This is a genomic window from Pantoea rwandensis (genome assembly GCF_002095475.1).
Taxonomy (GTDB): Bacteria; Pseudomonadota; Gammaproteobacteria; order Enterobacterales; family Enterobacteriaceae; genus Pantoea; species Pantoea rwandensis.
This window is the reverse complement of the sequence record NZ_MLFR01000001.1, coordinates 493,264-510,753: the sequence shown is the minus strand read 5'-3', so window position 1 is coordinate 510,753 and position 17,490 is coordinate 493,264. Positions and strand designations below refer to the sequence as shown.

18 protein-coding genes are annotated in these 17,490 nt (G+C 50.1%); 12 read left to right on the top strand and 6 right to left on the bottom strand.

The features are described from left to right. Positions 1-12: 12 nt before the first annotated feature. The 5 genes from HA51_RS02365 (at position 13) to HA51_RS27180 (ending at position 4,487) form a co-directional block, all read left to right on the top strand. On the top strand, positions 13-1,617 hold the full coding sequence (locus HA51_RS02365) for a GMC family oxidoreductase (protein WP_084932072.1): 1,605 nt from the start codon (positions 13-15) through the stop codon (positions 1,615-1,617). Further along, a complete protein-coding gene (locus HA51_RS02360; RefSeq protein WP_084931677.1) occupies positions 1,610-2,938 on the top strand; it encodes a cytochrome c in 1,329 nt (442 codons plus the stop codon). The genes HA51_RS02365 and HA51_RS02360 overlap by 8 nt, the downstream gene beginning before the upstream one ends. A 71-nt stretch (positions 2,939-3,009) precedes the next feature. Next, a complete protein-coding gene (locus HA51_RS02355; protein ID WP_084931676.1) occupies positions 3,010-3,903 on the top strand; it encodes a dihydrodipicolinate synthase family protein in 894 nt (297 codons plus the stop codon). A gap of 127 nt (positions 3,904-4,030) precedes the next feature. After that, positions 4,031-4,246 carry a DUF1471 domain-containing protein gene (locus HA51_RS02350; RefSeq protein ID WP_084931675.1) on the top strand — a complete coding sequence of 72 codons (216 nt, stop codon included), beginning with the start codon at positions 4,031-4,033 and terminating at the stop codon, positions 4,244-4,246. Positions 4,247-4,337: 91 nt separating this feature from the next. Continuing rightward, positions 4,338-4,487, top strand: a complete 150-nt coding sequence (locus HA51_RS27180) for a hypothetical protein (protein WP_166934474.1) — start codon at positions 4,338-4,340, stop codon at positions 4,485-4,487. Between the two features lie 17 nt (positions 4,488-4,504). Here the strand turns inward: HA51_RS27180 and HA51_RS02345 are convergent, their stop codons facing one another. Beyond that, the gene (locus tag HA51_RS02345) at positions 4,505-5,344 is read right to left on the bottom strand and encodes an AraC family transcriptional regulator (RefSeq protein ID WP_084931674.1); all 840 of its coding nucleotides are present in this window, start codon (positions 5,342-5,344) and stop codon (positions 4,505-4,507) included. Between the two features lie 219 nt (positions 5,345-5,563). Between HA51_RS02345 and melA the strand changes: the two genes are divergently transcribed. The 3 genes from melA to HA51_RS02330 all read left to right on the top strand — a co-directional run bounded on the left by melA (position 5,564) and on the right by HA51_RS02330 (position 8,733). Continuing rightward, positions 5,564-6,868 carry an alpha-glucosidase/alpha-galactosidase gene (melA, locus tag HA51_RS02340; RefSeq protein ID WP_084931673.1) on the top strand — a complete coding sequence of 435 codons (1,305 nt, stop codon included), beginning with the start codon at positions 5,564-5,566 and terminating at the stop codon, positions 6,866-6,868. Positions 6,869-6,958: 90 nt separating this feature from the next. Then, the gene (gene melB / locus HA51_RS02335) at positions 6,959-8,386 is read left to right on the top strand and encodes a melibiose:sodium transporter MelB (protein ID WP_084931672.1); all 1,428 of its coding nucleotides are present in this window, start codon (positions 6,959-6,961) and stop codon (positions 8,384-8,386) included. A gap of 131 nt (positions 8,387-8,517) precedes the next feature. Next, on the top strand, positions 8,518-8,733 hold the full coding sequence (locus tag HA51_RS02330; protein ID WP_034829885.1) for a YdgH/BhsA/McbA-like domain containing protein: 216 nt from the start codon (positions 8,518-8,520) through the stop codon (positions 8,731-8,733). 58 nt (positions 8,734-8,791) lie between these two features. Here HA51_RS02330 and idnD read toward each other — a convergent pair whose 3' ends face one another. The 4 genes from idnD to HA51_RS02310 form a co-directional block, all read right to left on the bottom strand. After that, a complete protein-coding gene (idnD, locus tag HA51_RS02325) occupies positions 8,792-9,832 on the bottom strand; it encodes an L-idonate 5-dehydrogenase (RefSeq protein WP_084931671.1) in 1,041 nt (346 codons plus the stop codon). Positions 9,833-9,840: 8 nt separating this feature from the next. Further along, positions 9,841-11,202, bottom strand: a complete 1,362-nt coding sequence (locus tag HA51_RS02320) for an MFS transporter (RefSeq protein WP_084931670.1) — start codon at positions 11,200-11,202, stop codon at positions 9,841-9,843. Beyond that, on the bottom strand, positions 11,199-12,497 hold the full coding sequence (locus tag HA51_RS02315; protein WP_084931669.1) for an MFS transporter: 1,299 nt from the start codon (positions 12,495-12,497) through the stop codon (positions 11,199-11,201). The genes HA51_RS02320 and HA51_RS02315 overlap by 4 nt, the downstream gene beginning before the upstream one ends. Positions 12,498-12,567: 70 nt before the next feature. Further along, positions 12,568-13,335: an SDR family oxidoreductase gene (locus HA51_RS02310; RefSeq protein ID WP_084931668.1), complete on the bottom strand. Its 768-nt coding sequence runs from the start codon at positions 13,333-13,335 to the stop codon at positions 12,568-12,570. A gap of 278 nt (positions 13,336-13,613) precedes the next feature. Between HA51_RS02310 and HA51_RS02305 the strand changes: the two genes are divergently transcribed. The 4 genes from HA51_RS02305 (at position 13,614) to HA51_RS02290 (ending at position 16,597) form a co-directional block, all read left to right on the top strand. After that, complete coding sequence (locus HA51_RS02305) at positions 13,614-14,315, top strand: FadR/GntR family transcriptional regulator (RefSeq protein ID WP_084932069.1); 702 nt, start codon at positions 13,614-13,616, stop codon at positions 14,313-14,315. A 76-nt stretch (positions 14,316-14,391) separates the two neighbouring features. After that, positions 14,392-15,645 (top strand): enolase C-terminal domain-like protein, encoded by a 1,254-nt coding sequence (locus HA51_RS02300; protein ID WP_084931667.1) that lies wholly within the window; start codon positions 14,392-14,394, stop codon positions 15,643-15,645. Between the two features lie 99 nt (positions 15,646-15,744). Further along, positions 15,745-16,113: a non-ribosomal peptide synthetase family protein gene (locus HA51_RS02295; RefSeq protein ID WP_245840126.1), complete on the top strand. Its 369-nt coding sequence runs from the start codon at positions 15,745-15,747 to the stop codon at positions 16,111-16,113. A gap of 274 nt (positions 16,114-16,387) precedes the next feature. Beyond that, positions 16,388-16,597 carry a YdgH/BhsA/McbA-like domain containing protein gene (locus tag HA51_RS02290; protein WP_084931666.1) on the top strand — a complete coding sequence of 70 codons (210 nt, stop codon included), beginning with the start codon at positions 16,388-16,390 and terminating at the stop codon, positions 16,595-16,597. 51 nt (positions 16,598-16,648) lie between these two features. On the opposite strand, the gene HA51_RS02285 is transcribed toward HA51_RS02290, so the two are convergent. Further along, the gene (locus tag HA51_RS02285; protein ID WP_084931665.1) at positions 16,649-17,398 is read right to left on the bottom strand and encodes an IclR family transcriptional regulator; all 750 of its coding nucleotides are present in this window, start codon (positions 17,396-17,398) and stop codon (positions 16,649-16,651) included. Positions 17,399-17,490 lie beyond the last annotated feature (92 nt).

Here is a 17,490-nt window from a genome sequence, read left to right as displayed (position 1 = left end):
GAAATGTCGGTTATGAAAAATAATAATTCCGCTGATGTGGTCGTGATTGGCGCGGGCGTTAATGGCTCGCTGCTGGCGACACGTCTGGCAAAAGCCGGGAAATCGGTGCTGTTACTGGAATCGGGTCCGAAAGTCGGACGCGATCAACTCGTTGAGCGTTTCCGCGCGTCGGCGTTTAAATCTGACTTTATGTCACCGTATCCGTTCTCGCCAAAGGCGCCTCATCCGCGCTATACGCCGGAGTCCAATGATTATCTGCATCAGGCGGGGCCACATCCCTTTGCTGCGCAATATATCCGTATGTTTGGTGGCACCAGCTGGCACTGGGCGGCGCAGTTGTGGCGTTTTGTTCCCAACGATTTCCGTCAGCACAGCCAGTATGGCGTGGGTAAAGATTGGCCGATAGGTTATGAGGACCTGGAAGATTACTACTATCAGGCCGAAGTGATCGCGGGGGTAGGCGGCTCACCCGACAATGGTTCACCGCGCAGTAAACCCTATCCGATGGAACGCGTGCCAGCCTCCTGGCTGCAACAGCGTGTGACGGCCCGCCTTGCGCCAGACTTTACCGTGCTGGATGACAGTACCGGTCGTAATAGCCACAGCTATGACGGTCGTCCGGCATGCTGCGGCAATAACAACTGTATGCCGCTTTGTCCTATTGATGCGCAATACCATGGCGGTATTGCGGCACAGCAGGCAGAGAACAGTGGCGTGAAAGTCATTACTGAAGCGGTGGTGTATCAACTCGAGCACGATGCTAAAGGCAATATCGTGGCGGCTAATTATTATGACTGGAACAAAGTCAGCCACCGCGTGACGGCAGAAACCTTTGTGCTGGCGGCTAACGCGATTGAAACACCGAAACTGCTGTTGATGTCGGTCAGTGACAAGTTCCCTAACGGCATTGCGAATGTGCATGACAATGTGGGCCGTAACCTGTGCGATCACCCGGCGATTGGTGTCACCTTTGATGTCGATGAAGAGATCTGGCCAGGCCGTGGTCCTGTTAGCCCGTGCTCAATTGGTCAATTCCGTGACGGCGAATTCCGTAGTGAACATGCTCCGTTCCGCATCGATATTTCTAACGCGTCTCAAGTCGCTGCTGTCACGAAAGAAGTGCTGGCTGAAGGTTTATTCGGCAAGAAGTTGGAAGAAGAGATTCGCTTCCGTGCTGCCCGCCGACTCAGCATTAAGAATGCGCTGGAACAGTTACCCGATCCAAACAACCGTGTGACTTTAAGTAGCAACAAAGATGAGCTGGGCTTGCCAACACCTTCGTTGTATTGGGACGTCAGCGATTACGTCACCAAAGGCACCGAAAAAACGCGTGAATGCTATGACGCGATTGCGGCCAAACTCGGCGCAACCAACATCAAGCACAGCAAAACCGGCAAGTTCTCTAATCGCCAGCACATCACCGGCACGCTCTCTATGGGCCTCGATCCGGCGACCAGTGTGACCGATGCATGGGGGCGCGCACATGATCATCAGAACCTGTTTATGGTTGGCACCGGTGTGATGCCAACAGTGGGCACCTGTAACGTCACGCTCACGGCAATGGCGCTGGCTCTTCGTACCGCCGACAAAATCCTGCAGGAGACGCAACATGGCTAAGCACTGGAAAGCCCTGCTTGCAGCAGGCACGTTGGCGTTGGCTGTTTCACAAGCGCATGCAGCGGATCAGCAACTGATTAAGCGCGGGGAGTATCTGGCGATAGCCGGTGACTGTGGCGCGTGTCATACCGAAGAGGGTAAAGCGCCTTTCAGTGGCGGCCACGCCATTGCCAGCCCGTTGGGCACGATCTTTAGTACCAATATCACCCCCTCTAAAACGGCGGGGATCGGCCAATACAATGAGCAGCAGTTTGCCGATGCGTTGCGTAAAGGGGTTCGCGGTGATGGCAGCCAGCTTTATCCGGCGATGCCGTATACCGCTTACGCGAAGCTTACCGATGAGGATGTCGCTGCATTGTATGCCTACTTTATGCACGGTGTGCAGCCGGTAGATATTCAGCCAGAGAAAACGGCATTGCCGTTCCCCTTCAATCTGCGTTTCAGCATGGCAGCCTGGAATTTGTTGTTTATGGACAGCAAGCCCTTCCAGCCGGACGAAAAGCAGTCAGAAGAGTGGAATCGCGGTGCGTATCTGGTACAGGGGTTAACCCACTGCAGCACGTGCCACACACCACGTAATTTCTTGATGGCGGAACAGCAGGACAAAAACTTGCAGGGCGCGTCACTTGGTACTTGGTTTGCACCTGACATCACAGCTGCAACTTTGCAGGGCAAACCGCATTGGACGCGTGAAATGTTGGCGCAGTATCTTGCGACTGGCCACGCCAGCAACGGGGCAACGGCGGGCGGTCCGATGCTGGAAGCGATCGATAAGAGCTTCTCGCGTATGACGCCAGAAGATCGTCAAGCGATTGCGACTTATTTGTTACCACAGGATAGCGCCACAGCTGAACCTGCCCAGGCCAATCGCTGGACGCCGGTAAGAGGTGACGATACGCCGCAGGCGGGGTTAAGCGAAGGCGCACAGATTTATCGTAATAATTGTGCGTCATGCCATAACCTGACGGGCGAAGGGCTGAATGGATTACCGGCATTGCAAAATCATCCGGTGTTGAATAAGCCCAATGCAGACAATGTGGCGATGGCAGTCCTGCAAGGCGTTTGGCCTGAAAAGGGGCAAGGGATGATTGGCTTTGCCGGTCAACTCAACGACCACCAAATCGCAACCCTGACTAACTATGTGATGCAGGATATCGGGCACAGCAAGGTACAGATCAGCGAGGATCGGGTGAAATCGCTACGTGCTGGTGGTGATGCTTCGCCGCTGATGCTGGTGTCGCGCATCGGCATGGCCGCTGCCGGGCTCATCGTGGTGCTGGCGCTATTCTGGCTAGGTTTCAGAAGAAAGGCCAAACGTTAAAAGTTTTGTCCTATGCCAAATAGTCAGCTGTTGTTAAGATGCGTTTTTACGTTATCTAACAGGAGCTGGCTATGTTTTCAGGTCTTAGTGCCTTTCCACTGACCCCGGTCAATGCGACAGGCATCGATGAAAAATCCTTCCTCTCTCTTCTCGCACGTCTAACAACGGCAAAAGTCGATTCACTGGGCGTGCTGGGTTCAACCGGTAGCTATGCCTACTTTACCCGTGAACAACGTCAGCGCGTGGCGACCCTGGCGGTTCAACACGCGGATGGCATTCCGGTTATGGTCAGTATTGGCGCAACCAGCACAGATGAGGTGTTGCGACTGGCGGAAGATGCGCAGCATGCAGACGTAAGCGCTTTGTTATTACCTGCTGTTTCCTACCAAAAGCTCACTGAAGAAGAAGTGTTTGGCTTCTATGCCGAGGTCGCGCGGAATGTTTCGCTGCCCATCTGCGTTTATGATAACCCAGGCACCACGCATACCGACTTTTCGAACCCGCTCTACGCACGGATAGCCGCGCTTTCCAACATTGCTTCAATCAAAATCCCCGGAGTGCCTGATGAGATAGCTAGCGCAAAGCAGCGCGTGAACACCTTGCGTGCGCATCTACCCGATCATATCCGTATTGGCGTGAGCGGTGATGCCGCAGCGGGCAATGGTTTGATGGCCGGTTGTGACGTTTGGTTTTCCGTCTGCGGCGGCTTGTTTCCCAACACGGCATTATTGTTCACGCAAGCTGCGCAGGCAGGCGATTTTGCCACCTTGGCAGCGCAGTCCCGTCGGCTTGAGCCGCTCTGGGCGCTGTTCCGGCAACATGGTGGCAGCATTCGTGTGATGTCGGCTGCGGCAGCGATCCTCGGCTTGGCTGATGAGAACAATTTGCCGAGACCACTGCGTGCTTTGTCCAGTGAAGAACAGCGTGAAGTGCGGCAGGTAATTGAAACGCTTGAGTTATCCTGATTCCATTAACTATTAGTGCGATCATAATGATCGCACTAATAGTTAAGATGTAAATAGTTAGCTTGGTTATTATAACATTAATCGAAGGCACACAGCCTTCTCATCAAACAAACCAAGGAATATGACCATGAAAACTATTAAAGCTATGTCAATCGCCGCTGTTGCCGCTCTTTCACTGATGTCTGCTGCCACCTTTGCACAAACTGTGACCGCAACTTCACTGACTCTCGATGGTGCAGAAGCGAAGATCGCAGCACAGGCTCATCAGCAAAATGAACAATACAAAATTGTTGAAGCCAGCAACGGTAACGTCGTGCATATGACCGCAGAACTGTACAAATAATATCGGATGGTTGCACACGGAAGTGCCGGAAAAGGCCGCCTTACGAGGCGGCTTTTTCCGTCTTAACACTTTCCTCAAAAGGGGCAGTCTCATGAAACAGAATCATCAAGATATTGATCAGCAAGCCAGCGCATTTGTCGATGCGTTAAGAGCGCAACGCCAGGCCCATATGCCGATTATGCGTTTCCACCAGTGGCCGCACTTTATCTCCACGGTAAAATCACTGATGGCAAAATCCTGAATCTGGCGTCGATGATGTTAAAGCTCAATACAATCGCTGTTTGGCGGGTAACGCTTACGCCATTCTGTCGGCGGTAAATCAAAATGTTGTTTGAAAGCGCGAGAGAAGTGGAGTTGATCGTTGTAACCCACCGAATAGGCAATCACTTTGATGGGCAATGATGCATCTTGCAGTAAATTTTTCGCCATGTTCATACGCGTACGCAATAAATACTGTTTAGGCCCTACACCCAACGCTTTTTGAAACATCCGACTCAAATAACTGCGGTCAATTCTGCAATGGTTTGCAATATCACTGACCCCAATTGGGTTTTGATAGTTGCGTTCGATAAAGGCAATGGCATGATCCAACTGCTTGTTATCATTGCTGGTGGGGATAGCACTATTTTTCCCGCCACTGATTAATGCATCGAATAATAGACAGGTTAATCCAGCCAGTTTAATCGGACGATCGGCGTCTTCAGCAATCAATAATTTCCATACCTCCTCCAGCGCCTGATGACCTCGTGGTAATGCTGCCGTCCAAACGGGGGTTTCTCGGTTAAGCCCACAAAGCTCAAAGGTGCGCTGCGCTATCAATCCATCTACCTCGAGCCACATATACTCCCACGGTTTTTTCTTATCGGCGGAGTAGGTGGTTATCTGATGCGGGAAGATTAAAAAAACTTCACCGGCTGAAATATCCCAGCGTCCCTGTTCAGAAAGCAAACTCCCTTTGCCAGCCAGAACATAGTGCAATAAATAATGTTGGCGAACAGCCGGGCCAAAAGTATGAGCAGGTGCACAAGCCTCGTGGCCAAACTGATAAATATTTAAACCAAAATGCAACATATGTTCAGGAAGTAAATATTTTTCCATATTCAATCAATGGTGGAAGAGAATTTCTAAACTTTCTATCACACATTTTTATCGGCTAGCACGCCGATTTACCTGATAAAAAGCAATGTGAGATATTCATCACACTTCCTCAACGGCAATGTCATTCTGCTATAAGGATGTCACATTTGTACATATCGCTTATCCCGGCCATTGTTTATCTTTTATCAACACAGTCGTGCTGGAATATAAGGTGAGAAAATGAAAATAACGTTCATTGGAGCGGGGAGCACTGTTTTTGCCAAAAATGTGCTGGGTGATGTGCTGGCTGCTGCTCATATCTCTGATGCCGAGATTGCGCTGTATGATATTGATGCTCAGCGACTCGATGAGTCTTACAAAATGCTGACAAACATTAATGCCAATATTAACCAAAACCGCGCACGCATTCATCAATATGCGGGAGTTGAATTACGACGTGAGGCATTAAAGCAAGCAGACTTTGTGATCAATGCCATTCAGGTGGGGGGATATCAACCCAGCACTGTGATTGATTTTGATATTCCAAAAAAATACGGTTTACGCCAAACCATTGCGGATACTTTGGGCGTCGGTGGGCTTTTCCGCGCCTTACGCACCTTACCCGTTATGTTTGACCTGGCACGAGACATGGAAGAGGTTTGCCCAAATGCGTGGCTGCTCAATTATACCAATCCCATGGCATCATTGACGGGCGCAATGCTCAGATATACCGGCATTAAAACGGTAGGCTTATGCCACAGCGTGCAAGTTTGTGCAGAAACGTTGTTAAAGAGCGTTGATATGCCAACTGACAATGTGGTGTTCAATATTGCCGGTATCAATCATATGGCATGGTTGTTAGATATTCGACGGAATGGTGAGGATCTCTATCCTGAGATTCGGCGCCGTTCACGGGCGTTGACACAGCAACATGATGATAGGGTGCGACATGAGATCATGCATAAATTCGGTTATTACGTCACTGAGTCCTCCGAGCACAATGCGGAATACATGCCTTACTGGATCAAGCGAAATTATCCGGAATTAATCGAGCAGTTTAATATTCCGCTCGATGAGTACCCGCGTCGCTGCATTGAGCAAATTGAACGCTGGGATATGCAACGTGAGCAATTAACCCTAAATGAAAATCTCACCCATACCCGCAGCCTGGAATATGCGTCATATATCATTGAAAGCATGATGCTTGATAAACCCTATAAGATTGGCGGGAACGTACTTAACAACGGTTTAATCACTAATTTACCCCGCGAGGCCTGTGTAGAAGTGCCTTGTCTGGTGGATGCTCAAGGAATTACGCCCTGCTACGTCGGTGATTTACCGCCACAGTGCGCGGCGCTAAATCGCACCAATATCAATACGCAGCTCCTGACCATCGAAGCGGCGGTCACCGGCAAGAAAGAGCACATTTATCATGCAGCTCTGCTCGACCCTCATACCTCTGCGGAGCTCTCCATCGACGATACGATACGCCTGTGTGACGAATTGATTGCGGCACATGGCGACTGGTTGCCTTCATATCACTGATATTCAGAGCATTTCTGCTAAATTACCTGTGCGTGTAGGCAACTGCTTCATGGCTGTCGGTTGCCACCCGTTCAAGGAGGAGAGTCAATCATGAGTGTGTCACTGAAGACCAAAATCAGCTATGGCCTGGGTGCATTCGGCAAAGATTTCGCCATAGGCATCATCTATATGTATCTGATGTTTTACTACACCGATGTGGCCGGGATTTCGATGGGCATGGTCGCTACGTTATTTCTGGTGGCGCGATTTCTCGATGCGTTAGCCGATCCTGTTATGGGATGGGTCGTCGAACGCACCCGGTCCCGCTGGGGCAAGTTTAAACCCTGGATTTTGCTTGGTACGTTAGTGAATTCAGTGATGTTGATTGCCGTGTTTCATGCTCACCATTTTCATGGTACCGAGCAGATTGTGTGGATCTGGATAACCTATCTGCTGTGGGGATTTACTTACACCATCATGGATGTGCCATTTTGGTCACTGGTACCTTGCATTACGCTGGATAAACGTGAGCGAGAAGCATTGATTCCCTGGCCGCGATTTTTTGCCAGTTGTGCAGGCTATCTCACGGGGGTGATTGGATTACCCGCCATCCGCTGGCTAGGTGGCGGTAACCAAGGTGAGGGTTTTCTCTACTTCACTTACATCATCGTATTTTTCTTCATCCTTTCTACGTTGGTGACGCTGCTGAATGTGCATGAGAGGTACTCCTCGTCGCAAAAAACAGCAAACAGCGAACAACACAGTCTCGGCACCGTGCTCAGTATGATCACCCGCAATCGACCATTATTTGTATTGTTAATCATGGCATTGGCGTGGAACTTGGCTTACAGCATCATCACAGCATTCGCCGTGTATTACTTTAAATATGTTTTTGGACGTGAAGATCTTTTCCCGTGGTATATGGCGTTTGCCGGTGTGGCTAACCTCATCACCATTGTGTTGTTCCCGCGCTTAGTGCGCGTTTTTTCTCGTCGGGTATTGTGGCTCAGCGCGTCGGTGCTGCCTGTGCTGAGTTGCTTTATGCTGTTCGCGATTGCTGTTTGGGCGCCGCAAGGCGCAGTGCTTATCTCACTGTCCGGAGTACTGGTGAATATTGGGAATGCACTCTTCTGGGTATTGTTAGTGATTATGGTGGCGGACACCGTGGACTACGGTGACTACGCGCTGGGTGTCCGCATTGAGAGCATTGCCTATTCTGTCCAAACTATGGTGGTAAAAGCAGGTGCTGCCTTTGCCGGGCTGTTTATCGGTATGGTGCTTAGCCTGATTGGCTATGTGCCAAATGTGCAGCAAAGTGCATCAACTCTCTTAGGTATGCAGGCAATTATGGTGGGCGCGCCGTTACTCTTTTTCGCGGTTACCGTTGGCGTTTATCTGCGCTATTACGCGTTGGATGGGCATTTGTTGGACCAGGTGCAACAGTGGTTACAAAATAAGTATGGTTCGCAACCTGCAGCTGAGGTCACGCCTGAAGCAGAAGGTACCTTGCCTGCTCAGCAGGTACGTAGTTCGATTTGATCCATAACTTGAATACTATTAGTGCGATCATGATGATCTCACTAATAGTTAATAATGAAATGGTAACCTTGGGTATTATTATTCTCATCGAAGGCACACAGCCTTCACACACAACCCAAAGGAATAAGACCATGAAAACCATCAAAACACTGACCATCGCCGCTGCTGCCGCTCTTTCACTGATGTCTGCTGCCAGCTTTGCCCAGAGCATCTCCGTTGAGTCTTCAACGCTGGACGGTGCAGAAGCTAAAGTTGCCGCAGTGGCACAGCAGCAGGGCGCACAGTACAAAATCACTGAAGCAAACACCAATAACCGTGTGCACATGACTGCAGAACTGTACAAATAAGTTCAGTTTCCGCTTCAGCGTTAAGGCCGCCTCCGGGCGGCTTTGCTGTTTCTGAAACCTAGAACACTAACTGTACTTTTGCGGCCCTCTCCTTATCAGCGGCCAATTCGAGTGCGTCAACCGCCTGGCCCATAGGCAGTTCTGCCGACAGTAACGGCAGAGGATCAATTTTGCCCGTCTCCAACCAACGCACAGCGGTGGTAAATTCATCGACAAATCTAAACGAGCCGCGTAACTGCACTTCTTTAACCAAAAGAGGGCCGATGGGATAGGTGATCTCAGCCTGACCCATACCAAGTTGCACGATAATTCCGCCAGGTCGAGTATAGGCAACGACTGAGGCGACGGCAGCGGCAGCGCCAGAGGCTTCAAAGCAGACGTCGAAGCTGCCACCCTTCTCACGCCAAGCGGCAACGACCTCTTCATCGCGTGGATCCCAGACCGAAGCTGCGCCCATTTTTAATGCCAACGCGCGGCAACGTTCGCTGAGATCGGTCGCTATCACTTCCGTCGCGCCTGAGGCCAACGCAGCAGCAATCACCAAACATCCAATCGGCCCTGCGCCAGTGACTAAAACACGCTTGCCGGTTAAATCTCCAGCCTGCTTTATGCCGTGAATACAAACCGCCAGCGGCTCGGCAAAGGCGATCACTTTGGCCTCAACATTATCGGCATAAGGGATGCACTGCTCTGGGGCGACCACCACATGCTGCGCAAAACCACCGTTCACATGGGGATAAAATTGCGCGCTTCCCATAAATCGCATCGAGCGGCAGAGATTTTGTTTACCTGAGCGGCAGATGTCGCACTGCTGACAGGGTTGCGATGGATTGATAGCCACGCGTTGTCCAGCCAACAAGTTGCTCTCCTGTGGCGCTTGCTCAACGATGCCAACAAACTCATGACCTAGTACCATCGGCGACTTCAACACCGACATGCCTGCTCGGCCGTGCAAGAAGTAATGGATATCTGAACCACAGATTCCTCCGCGCTCCACTTTTACCAGCACTTGATTGCTGTTCCAGGCAATGTCTTGATTCTCATACCGTACATCATGGGCTCCCGCCACCATGACGGCTTTAACCGTTTTATGCTGCATGATTGCTCCTAAGCATTTGAAGGCGTCTTATATTTTTCATTGTCGCGCGGGGTAGGTTGTTCATCTGGAGGAACCATGACTTCGATTTTCCCCACCAGGAACAGATAAGCGAGGAAACCCGCCAGTGCGACCGCCGCTATGTACCACATCGCATATTGGAAGTTTTGCGTACGTTGCAGAATTATGCCGATGATGATCGGGCTGGCGATGCCGGATAAGTTGCCGAAAATATTGAGAAATCCGCCAATAGTGCCAATGAGATGGCGTGGTATGACATCACTGCACACCACCCAACCGAGATTGGAGAAAGCATTGGCGAAAAAGGCGATGGAGAGAATACCTATCGCTATGACAGGTTGGTCCTGGAAGAAATTTACCAGCGCAATTGAGCAAGTCAGTAGCATGCCTGACATCACAGGAAGTTTTCGCGCAAAGGTACGACTGCGACCGCGCTTCAGCAGCAGATCACTTAATGTGCCTCCGCATAACACACCAGCCATGGCCATGAGGTAAGGGAACATGGCGCCAATCCCTGCTTTGTCGATCGACAGGTGTAACCCTTTTTCCAGATAGACAATGAACCAAGTCAGGAAAAAGTAGAGGGTGGACGAAGCCGCGAATTGGGCAATAAACAGACCCCAGGTGGTGCGTTGACGCAAGATGAAGCGTACTTCAGGCCAGTTCACCCGCGTATTTGCCCCTTTGACTTCAGAACCGTAGCCACCGCCTTGGCGAATAATTTCCAGTTCCCCTTGATTGACCTGCGTGCTGTGTTGCGGATCGCGATAGCGAATCAACCAGTAAATACCAAATACGATGCCGACCGCGCCAGAAATATAGAACGACATCTCCCAGCCCCACTTGCTCACAATCAGGGAAAGCAGCGGGGTGAGTAGCGCCAGGCCAATGTATTGCGCACTGGAGTAGGTCGCAGTTGCACGGGCACGTTCATGATCCGGGAACCATGTCGCGATGATCTTGGTGTTCGAAGGAAAAGAGGGGGCTTCAGCGATCCCCACCAAAGCACGGCAAGCCAGCAGCATCATAAAAGAAGCGGTGGCGGTGGCGAAAAGATGGTGAGAAGCAAGGCCCATCAACAGGGTAAACACGCTCCACAACACAATCGCGCTGCCATACAACCAGCGGGAGCCGATACGGTCCAAAAGATATCCCACTGGGATTTGGCTCATGGCATAGAACCAGGTAAACATTGAGAACAGTAATCCGAGCTGCGTCGGGGAGAGCGCCAAGTCTCCCTGAATGTGAGAACCCGCAACGGAAAGGTTGGCACGGTCCATATAGTTAATGGCCGTCACAACAAATAACATCGCCAGCACGGAGAATCGGGTACGGGTGGGTTTAGCTGTCATGGATTAACCTTTCTCAGTGCGGAGTGGGTTAACGTGTTCGATGCATTACTAAAACGGGTCAGTGCAGTTAAGAGCACAGCAACCACGAGGGACGCGCCCATGAAAACATATGAAGCAGCTGGACTTCCGGTCAAACCATTTAAGTAGCCCACAATCCAGGCGCCGACGAATGATCCCAAAGCGCCGAAACAAACGACAAATGAGATTGCACCGGCTACTACGTTGCGAGGGATCATTTCAGGAATGGCGGCGAAGAATGGGCCATAAGGCGTATACATTGCTCCTCCAGCAATGACCAGCAGTGACCAAGAGATCCAGAAATGAGATGCGCCGAGAGTGAAGGAGGCAATAAAACAGACGGCCCCCAGTCCGAGGAAAGCCACAACGATAGCTTTACGCTGCTGGAATTTATCCGAGTACCAAGATGCTGTTAACATCAGTGGAACGGCAACCAGATAGGGGGCAGCAGAGAGCCAGCCGGTTGCTACTATGCCTAAACCAGATGCCGTTTTGAGCATTGAAGGCAGCCACATGATGAAGCCATACATGCCTATGTTCCAAAAGAAGTGGATGAAAGCCAGGGCCAGTACTTTGGGTGAACGAAAGGCTTCACGATAATTTTTGACGGGTTTTATGGCTTGTTGTTCTTCTGCCAGCGCATTCTCGATGGCACGTTTTTCCGTATCGTTTAACCATTTGGCGTCTTTTGGTCGATCAGCGTAGATCACCCACCAAATGACGGCCCATATGATGGCTGGCGCACCTTCAATAATGAACATCCCGCGCCAACCAAATGCATTGACTAAGTAACCAGAAAGGATCGACATCCACAACACTGTGATGGGATTACCTAGAAACAAGAAGGTATTCGCTCTAGAACGCTCCTCTCTTGTGAACCAGTGACTGAGAAATATCAGCATCGCGGGCATGACTACGCTTTCGGCCACACCCAGAAGAAAACGTACGGCCGCCAAAAGTGCAACATTGTGAACCATGCCTGTTGCAGCAGCCAGCGCCCCCCAAAGAATGAGACTCCAAAAAATCAATCGCTTGGCTGAGTGTTTCTCTGCATAGATACCGCCGGGCACTTGAAAACAGAAATAACCCAGGAAGAATAGTGCACCCAGCAGCGAAGATATTGCCGGTGTGATGTTAAGGTCTTCTGCGAGTCCAGCTGCAGCGCCGAAACCGTAGTTTGCTCGATCCAAATAGGCCAGGCTATAGGTGATGAAGGCGATGGGAATGAGCCGCCCCCAACGTTTATTAGAGAGTGTCCCTGAAATGGTCTGATTCATGTTCTGACCTCTTATCGTTTTATGGGGAGGATACAGTGAGTCTGGAAATGCATTTTTAATTAACGGTGGTCTAAAGTGTGGCGAGCCAACCACCGTCGACATAAATCATTTGTCCATTAACGTAGTTAGAAGCCGAGGAGGCCAGGTACACCGCCGTGCCAATTAACTCATCAGGTTTACCCCAGCGCCCTGAGGGAGTGCTATTGCAAACCCATTGATTGAATTCCTGATTTTCTACCAGTGCACTGTTCATGTCGGTGAGGATATAGCCCGGTCCGATGCCATTCGATTGGATGTTATGGACAGCCCATTCAGCTGCCATCGATTTCGTCAGTAATTTGATACCGCCTTTTGCTGCGGTATAAGGGGCAACGGTCGCGCGAGCGGCTTCGCTAGTGAGTGAGCCGATGTTGATAATTTTGCCACCGCTGTTGCGCGCCACCATACGCCGCGCTGCAGCTCGAGATACCAGGAAGGCACTGGTGAGATTGACATCTAATACGCGCTGCCAGTCACTTAAGGCCAGTTCCAGCATAGGTTTACGGAACTGAATACCGGCATTATTGATGACGATATCGACGTGGACATTTTCTTCATCAAGCTGCGTGAAAACGTGCTCTATCTCATCTTCATTTGCGACGTTAAAGAGAAAGCCCCGCGCATTAAATCCCTGTGCTTCTAACTGTGCCAACGCGTGATGCATGTGTTGTTCGCAGGTGCCATTCAGGATGACAGAAGCGCCAGCCTGCGCTAATCCTGTGGCGTAGGCAAAACCGAGCCCGCGCGTTGAACCGGTAATTAAGGCTGTTTTTCCCGTTAAATCGAAAAGGGGGTGCATGATAACTCCTCATGTAACATGACTAACAAGTTGATGTGAGAGTTGTACGTGAGGTTATAGGTAGCAGCAATCACATGATTAACAAATTGCAGACTGTTTCACAAAAATGGGATCTGGTAGCAAACCATGAAAGCATCAAAAGCATTATAAGCTAATGAATTTAAAGTATTTACATCTTGTGAATTAAACGTGTAAAGGGTGATAAATGAAAAAACGCCTTGTGCCAAGACAGTGAAAAAGTTAAAAAGGCCAACATGTAGGACAAGTGAGTGAGCAACGTGGCGCTGGCAAGTATTCAAAAACACAATATCGTGGATGTGATCTACGAGCAGATGAAGCAGAACATTCAAGATGGCATCTGGGAGCCGGGCTGTAAGTTGCCTTCTGAAGCAGAACTCACTGCCACCTTCCAGGTCAGCCGAGTCAGCGTGCGCAGTGCAGTGCAAAAACTACGTGATTTAGGTATCGTCATCACGCATCAGGGCAAGGGGACTTATGTTACTCGGGATGTCGCGCGCTACGGGGCATTCAGTGACAATCAGCCGATTTTGCATCTGTCTCAGGAAGAGTTTGACGATATGCGAGTGTTTCGCCAAACCGTTGAGTTTCGTTGCATGGAGTTGGCTGTAGAGAATGCAACTGATGAAGACATTCAGGCGTTAGAGAGTGCACTCAATCGTATGCTGGTCAATCGGGAAGATTACAAGAAGTACTCCCTGGCAGACTATGACTTTCATCTGGCCATAGTGAAAGCCTCGCATAACAAAATTTTTATTCATGTTATGGAGTCACTCAAAGGCATCTATGTGCATTATCTCGAAGAGTTAAACCGTGTGCTGGGCATTACGCTTGAGAGCGTTGAAGCCCACATTAAGGTATTCATGGCGCTGAAAAATCGTGATGCAGATTTGGCAACAGAGACGCTCAACAGTGCGATGACCCATAACGTGCACGCCATCGAGGATGTACGCCATAACTGATCATAGGAAAAGCCCATTGCGGCTTTTTTTATTCCTTTAACATGTAGGACATCATACAAGATTAATGAGGATTAGCATGAGCCAACTTAAGATTACCAACGTAAAAACCATTCTCACCGCACCAGGCGGTATTGACCTGGTGGTGGTTAAAATTGAAACCAGCGAACCTGGTTTATACGGTTTGGGCTGTGCAACCTTTACTCAGCGTATTCATGCCGTCGCCTCTGCCATCGACAACTATATGAAACCGTTTTTAATGGGTAAGGATCCCGCGCGAATTGAGGATATTTGGCAATCGGCAGCCGTGAGTGGCTACTGGCGAAATGGCCCGGTCATGAACAACGCACTGTCTGGCGTCGATATGGCCTTGTGGGATTTAAAAGGCAAAGTGGCTGGGCTGCCAGTGTACGAACTGTTGGGTGGGAAATGCCGTGATGGTATTGCTCTTTACCGCCACTGTGACGGTGCAGATGAAGTTGAAGTTGAAGATAATATTCGGGCGCGTATGGAAGAGGGTTATCAATATGTACGCTGTCAGGTGGGCATGTATGGCGGTGCCGGTACAGATGATTTACGACTGATCGCCGGTAAGTTGGCTAAGGCTCGTAATATTCAGCCGAAGGTGTCACCGCGTAGTCAGACGCCGGGCGTCTATTTCGACCCCGAAGCTTACGCGCGTGCAGTACCTCGTTTGTTTGATCATCTGCGCAATAAAATTGGTTTTGGTGTGGAGTTTATCCATGACGTACACGAGCGAATCACACCGATTGCCTCAATCCAAATGGCGAAATCGTTGGAAGAGTTCCAGCTGTTTTTCCTCGAAGATCCTGTCGCCCCTGAGAACATTGATTGGCTTAAAACATTACGTACACAGAGCAGCACACCGATAGCGATGGGTGAGTTGTTTACCCAAATCAATGAGTGGAAGCCCCTGATCCAAAACCAACTAATCGATTATATTCGTTGCCATGTCAGCACCATCGGCGGGATTACGCCTGCCAAAAAGCTGGCGACTTTTGCTGAACTCTATGGCGTAAGAACCGCCTGGCATGGGCCAGGTGATATTTCACCGGTTGGGGTGGCGGCAAATCTGCATATCGACATGAGTATTACCAATCTCGGCATCCAGGAATATACCCCGGTTAATGATGCTCTGCAGGAAGTCTTCCCTGGCTGCCCAGAAATTGATCGTGGTTACGCTTATCTCAGTGACCGCCCTGGCTTGGGGGTAGATATCGATGAAGCTCAAGCGGCTAAGTATCCTGTAAAAGGCGACCTGCCAGAGTGGACGAACGCGCGCTTGCCAGATGGCTCAGCAGCAAGGCCTTAAAGATGGCCGCCTGCGGGCGGCATTGAAGACCCGCGTTCTTCTTTGTGAGAGTTTTTCGCTATGCTTTAAAAAACAGCGAAATGGCAAAGGAGAACTTTGATGGGGAGTGATTATCGTATTACCACCGCACAGCCTACAGACTTTGACGCAATCGTTGCATTGCTTCAAAAGAATGCCGCTGGTAATGGCGGTGCTTTAAACGGGAATTATCCGCCAGAGCGAGTGGCCGGTATGCTCGAACGCGCCACTGCCTATACGCTGGTGGCTAAACGCGAGGGAACGGTGGTGGGTGTCTTATTAAGTGCGTTATCCGCGGAACATTCCCCCCTGTGGTATCAGCCATGTTGGATGCCTGGCCATCCGGGAGACAGTGTTGGCTGTATGGTCCGGTATGTATTGCAGCAAGTGAACGTGGTCAGGGAATATTGCGGTCATTATATGCGGCAATGCGGGAACATTATGGTTTAAAAACTCCGGTATTATTCATCCAATCCAACAATATTCCCTCGTTACGTGCGCACCAGCATCTTGGCATGCAGGAGGTGGCGCGATTTAATTGTGACGGTGAAAATTTCCGAGTTTTAACCGATGTAACCTAAGAAAAGGTTGTTTTAATATCATTCAAATATTTTGAATTTTATCAGCAAAACCTTCAGCTTTTACTCAACGATAAGCAGGTCTATTATTTCTCACATCGAGGCGAAACGCTTCACAAACTGAAAAGCACTCTGAGGAAATGACCATGAAATCTATCAAAACTTTCGTTGCAGTTGTCGCTCTTACTCTGGTTTCATCCGCGAGCTTCGCACAAAGTATCTCTGTTGATGCTTCCACTCTAGACAGTGCAGAAGCGAAAATCGCCGCCGTTGCTCAGCAGCAGGGCGCTCAGTACAAAATTACTGAAGCCAACACCAACAACCGCGTGCACATGACGGCTCAGTTGTATAAATAAGCTCGCCACCCACGATATTAAGGCCGCCTACGGGCGGCTTTGTCATTTGTGCTAACCGACAAGCAGCGACTCGATTTCAGTTTTTGCCTGCAGTAAAGCCGCGAGAAGTTGTGGAAACTGCTCATCAAAGCGTAATGATGGCACCGCAATGGCCAGCGCATAACGCTCTCCTGACCCGGTATTCAGGGCGACACTGATACCGCATACACCACGCGCATGCTCTTCGCGATCTACCGCATAACCTTGCTCACGAACCTGCTGAATCGCCTTTAAGAGAAGCTGAGGATCTCGAAAAGTATTTACGGTGCACACATCGTTCAATTGCGGCAGTAATGCCGAGACGACATCATCCGTTTGTTCAGCCAATAAGGCTTTTCCATGTGCAGCGCAGTGCGTGGGAAAGGCTGTGCTGATGGGTGAGACGACGCGTAACTCCTGATCGGAGGCATATTGACTGACCAGAACCGTATGGCTACCGCGCCAGACGCATAAATCGACCGTTTCTCGCGAACGACGTCCAAGTGTCTCCATCGCCGGTTGGGAAAGCGCGATAATATCGGTATGTGCTGAAGCGGCAAGCCTTGCTAGTGCCGGGCCTAGCTTAATGCCTTCACTGCCCTGCAGTAGCAACTGCTGCGAAATCAACGAAGTGACTAACCGATGCACAGTGGTGCGCGGTAGCGCTGTCAGTTTTGACAGCTCGGACATGCTTAATCCCGTTGGTCGATTTTCTAACGCCCGCAAAATAGTCGCGGCACGTGCAATAACCTGCGAACCGTTAGCTTCTGTGTCTGCAGCCATCATTCTTCCGCTTTATCGATTTTAATGGCCGCCACTATAGCATGGTAGCCATTGACAATATTTGCCGATGCCGTAACACTCACGTCCGTTAA

Bases quoted from the DNA above. Each gene is read 5' to 3' on its own strand.
- HA51_RS02365 (WP_084932072.1), top strand. From the start codon at position 13: ATGAAAAATAATAATTCCGCTGATGTGGTCGTGATTGGCGCGGGCGTT.
- HA51_RS02360 (WP_084931677.1), top strand. From the start codon at position 1,610: ATGGCTAAGCACTGGAAAGCCCTGCTTGCAGCAGGCACGTTGGCGTTG.
- HA51_RS02355 (WP_084931676.1), top strand. From the start codon at position 3,010: ATGTTTTCAGGTCTTAGTGCCTTTCCACTGACCCCGGTCAATGCGACA.
- HA51_RS02350 (WP_084931675.1), top strand. From the start codon at position 4,031: ATGAAAACTATTAAAGCTATGTCAATCGCCGCTGTTGCCGCTCTTTCA.
- HA51_RS27180 (WP_166934474.1), top strand. From the start codon at position 4,338: ATGAAACAGAATCATCAAGATATTGATCAGCAAGCCAGCGCATTTGTC.
- HA51_RS02345 (WP_084931674.1), bottom strand. From the start codon at position 5,344: ATGGAAAAATATTTACTTCCTGAACATATGTTGCATTTTGGTTTAAAT.
- melA (WP_084931673.1), top strand. From the start codon at position 5,564: ATGAAAATAACGTTCATTGGAGCGGGGAGCACTGTTTTTGCCAAAAAT.
- melB (WP_084931672.1), top strand. From the start codon at position 6,959: ATGAGTGTGTCACTGAAGACCAAAATCAGCTATGGCCTGGGTGCATTC.
- HA51_RS02330 (WP_034829885.1), top strand. From the start codon at position 8,518: ATGAAAACCATCAAAACACTGACCATCGCCGCTGCTGCCGCTCTTTCA.
- idnD (WP_084931671.1), bottom strand. From the start codon at position 9,832: ATGCAGCATAAAACGGTTAAAGCCGTCATGGTGGCGGGAGCCCATGAT.
- HA51_RS02320 (WP_084931670.1), bottom strand. From the start codon at position 11,202: ATGACAGCTAAACCCACCCGTACCCGATTCTCCGTGCTGGCGATGTTA.
- HA51_RS02315 (WP_084931669.1), bottom strand. From the start codon at position 12,497: ATGAATCAGACCATTTCAGGGACACTCTCTAATAAACGTTGGGGGCGG.
- HA51_RS02310 (WP_084931668.1), bottom strand. From the start codon at position 13,335: ATGCACCCCCTTTTCGATTTAACGGGAAAAACAGCCTTAATTACCGGT.
- HA51_RS02300 (WP_084931667.1), top strand. From the start codon at position 14,392: ATGAGCCAACTTAAGATTACCAACGTAAAAACCATTCTCACCGCACCA.
- HA51_RS02295 (WP_245840126.1), top strand. From the start codon at position 15,745: ATGGGGAGTGATTATCGTATTACCACCGCACAGCCTACAGACTTTGAC.
- HA51_RS02290 (WP_084931666.1), top strand. From the start codon at position 16,388: ATGAAATCTATCAAAACTTTCGTTGCAGTTGTCGCTCTTACTCTGGTT.
- HA51_RS02285 (WP_084931665.1), bottom strand. From the start codon at position 17,398: ATGGCTGCAGACACAGAAGCTAACGGTTCGCAGGTTATTGCACGTGCC.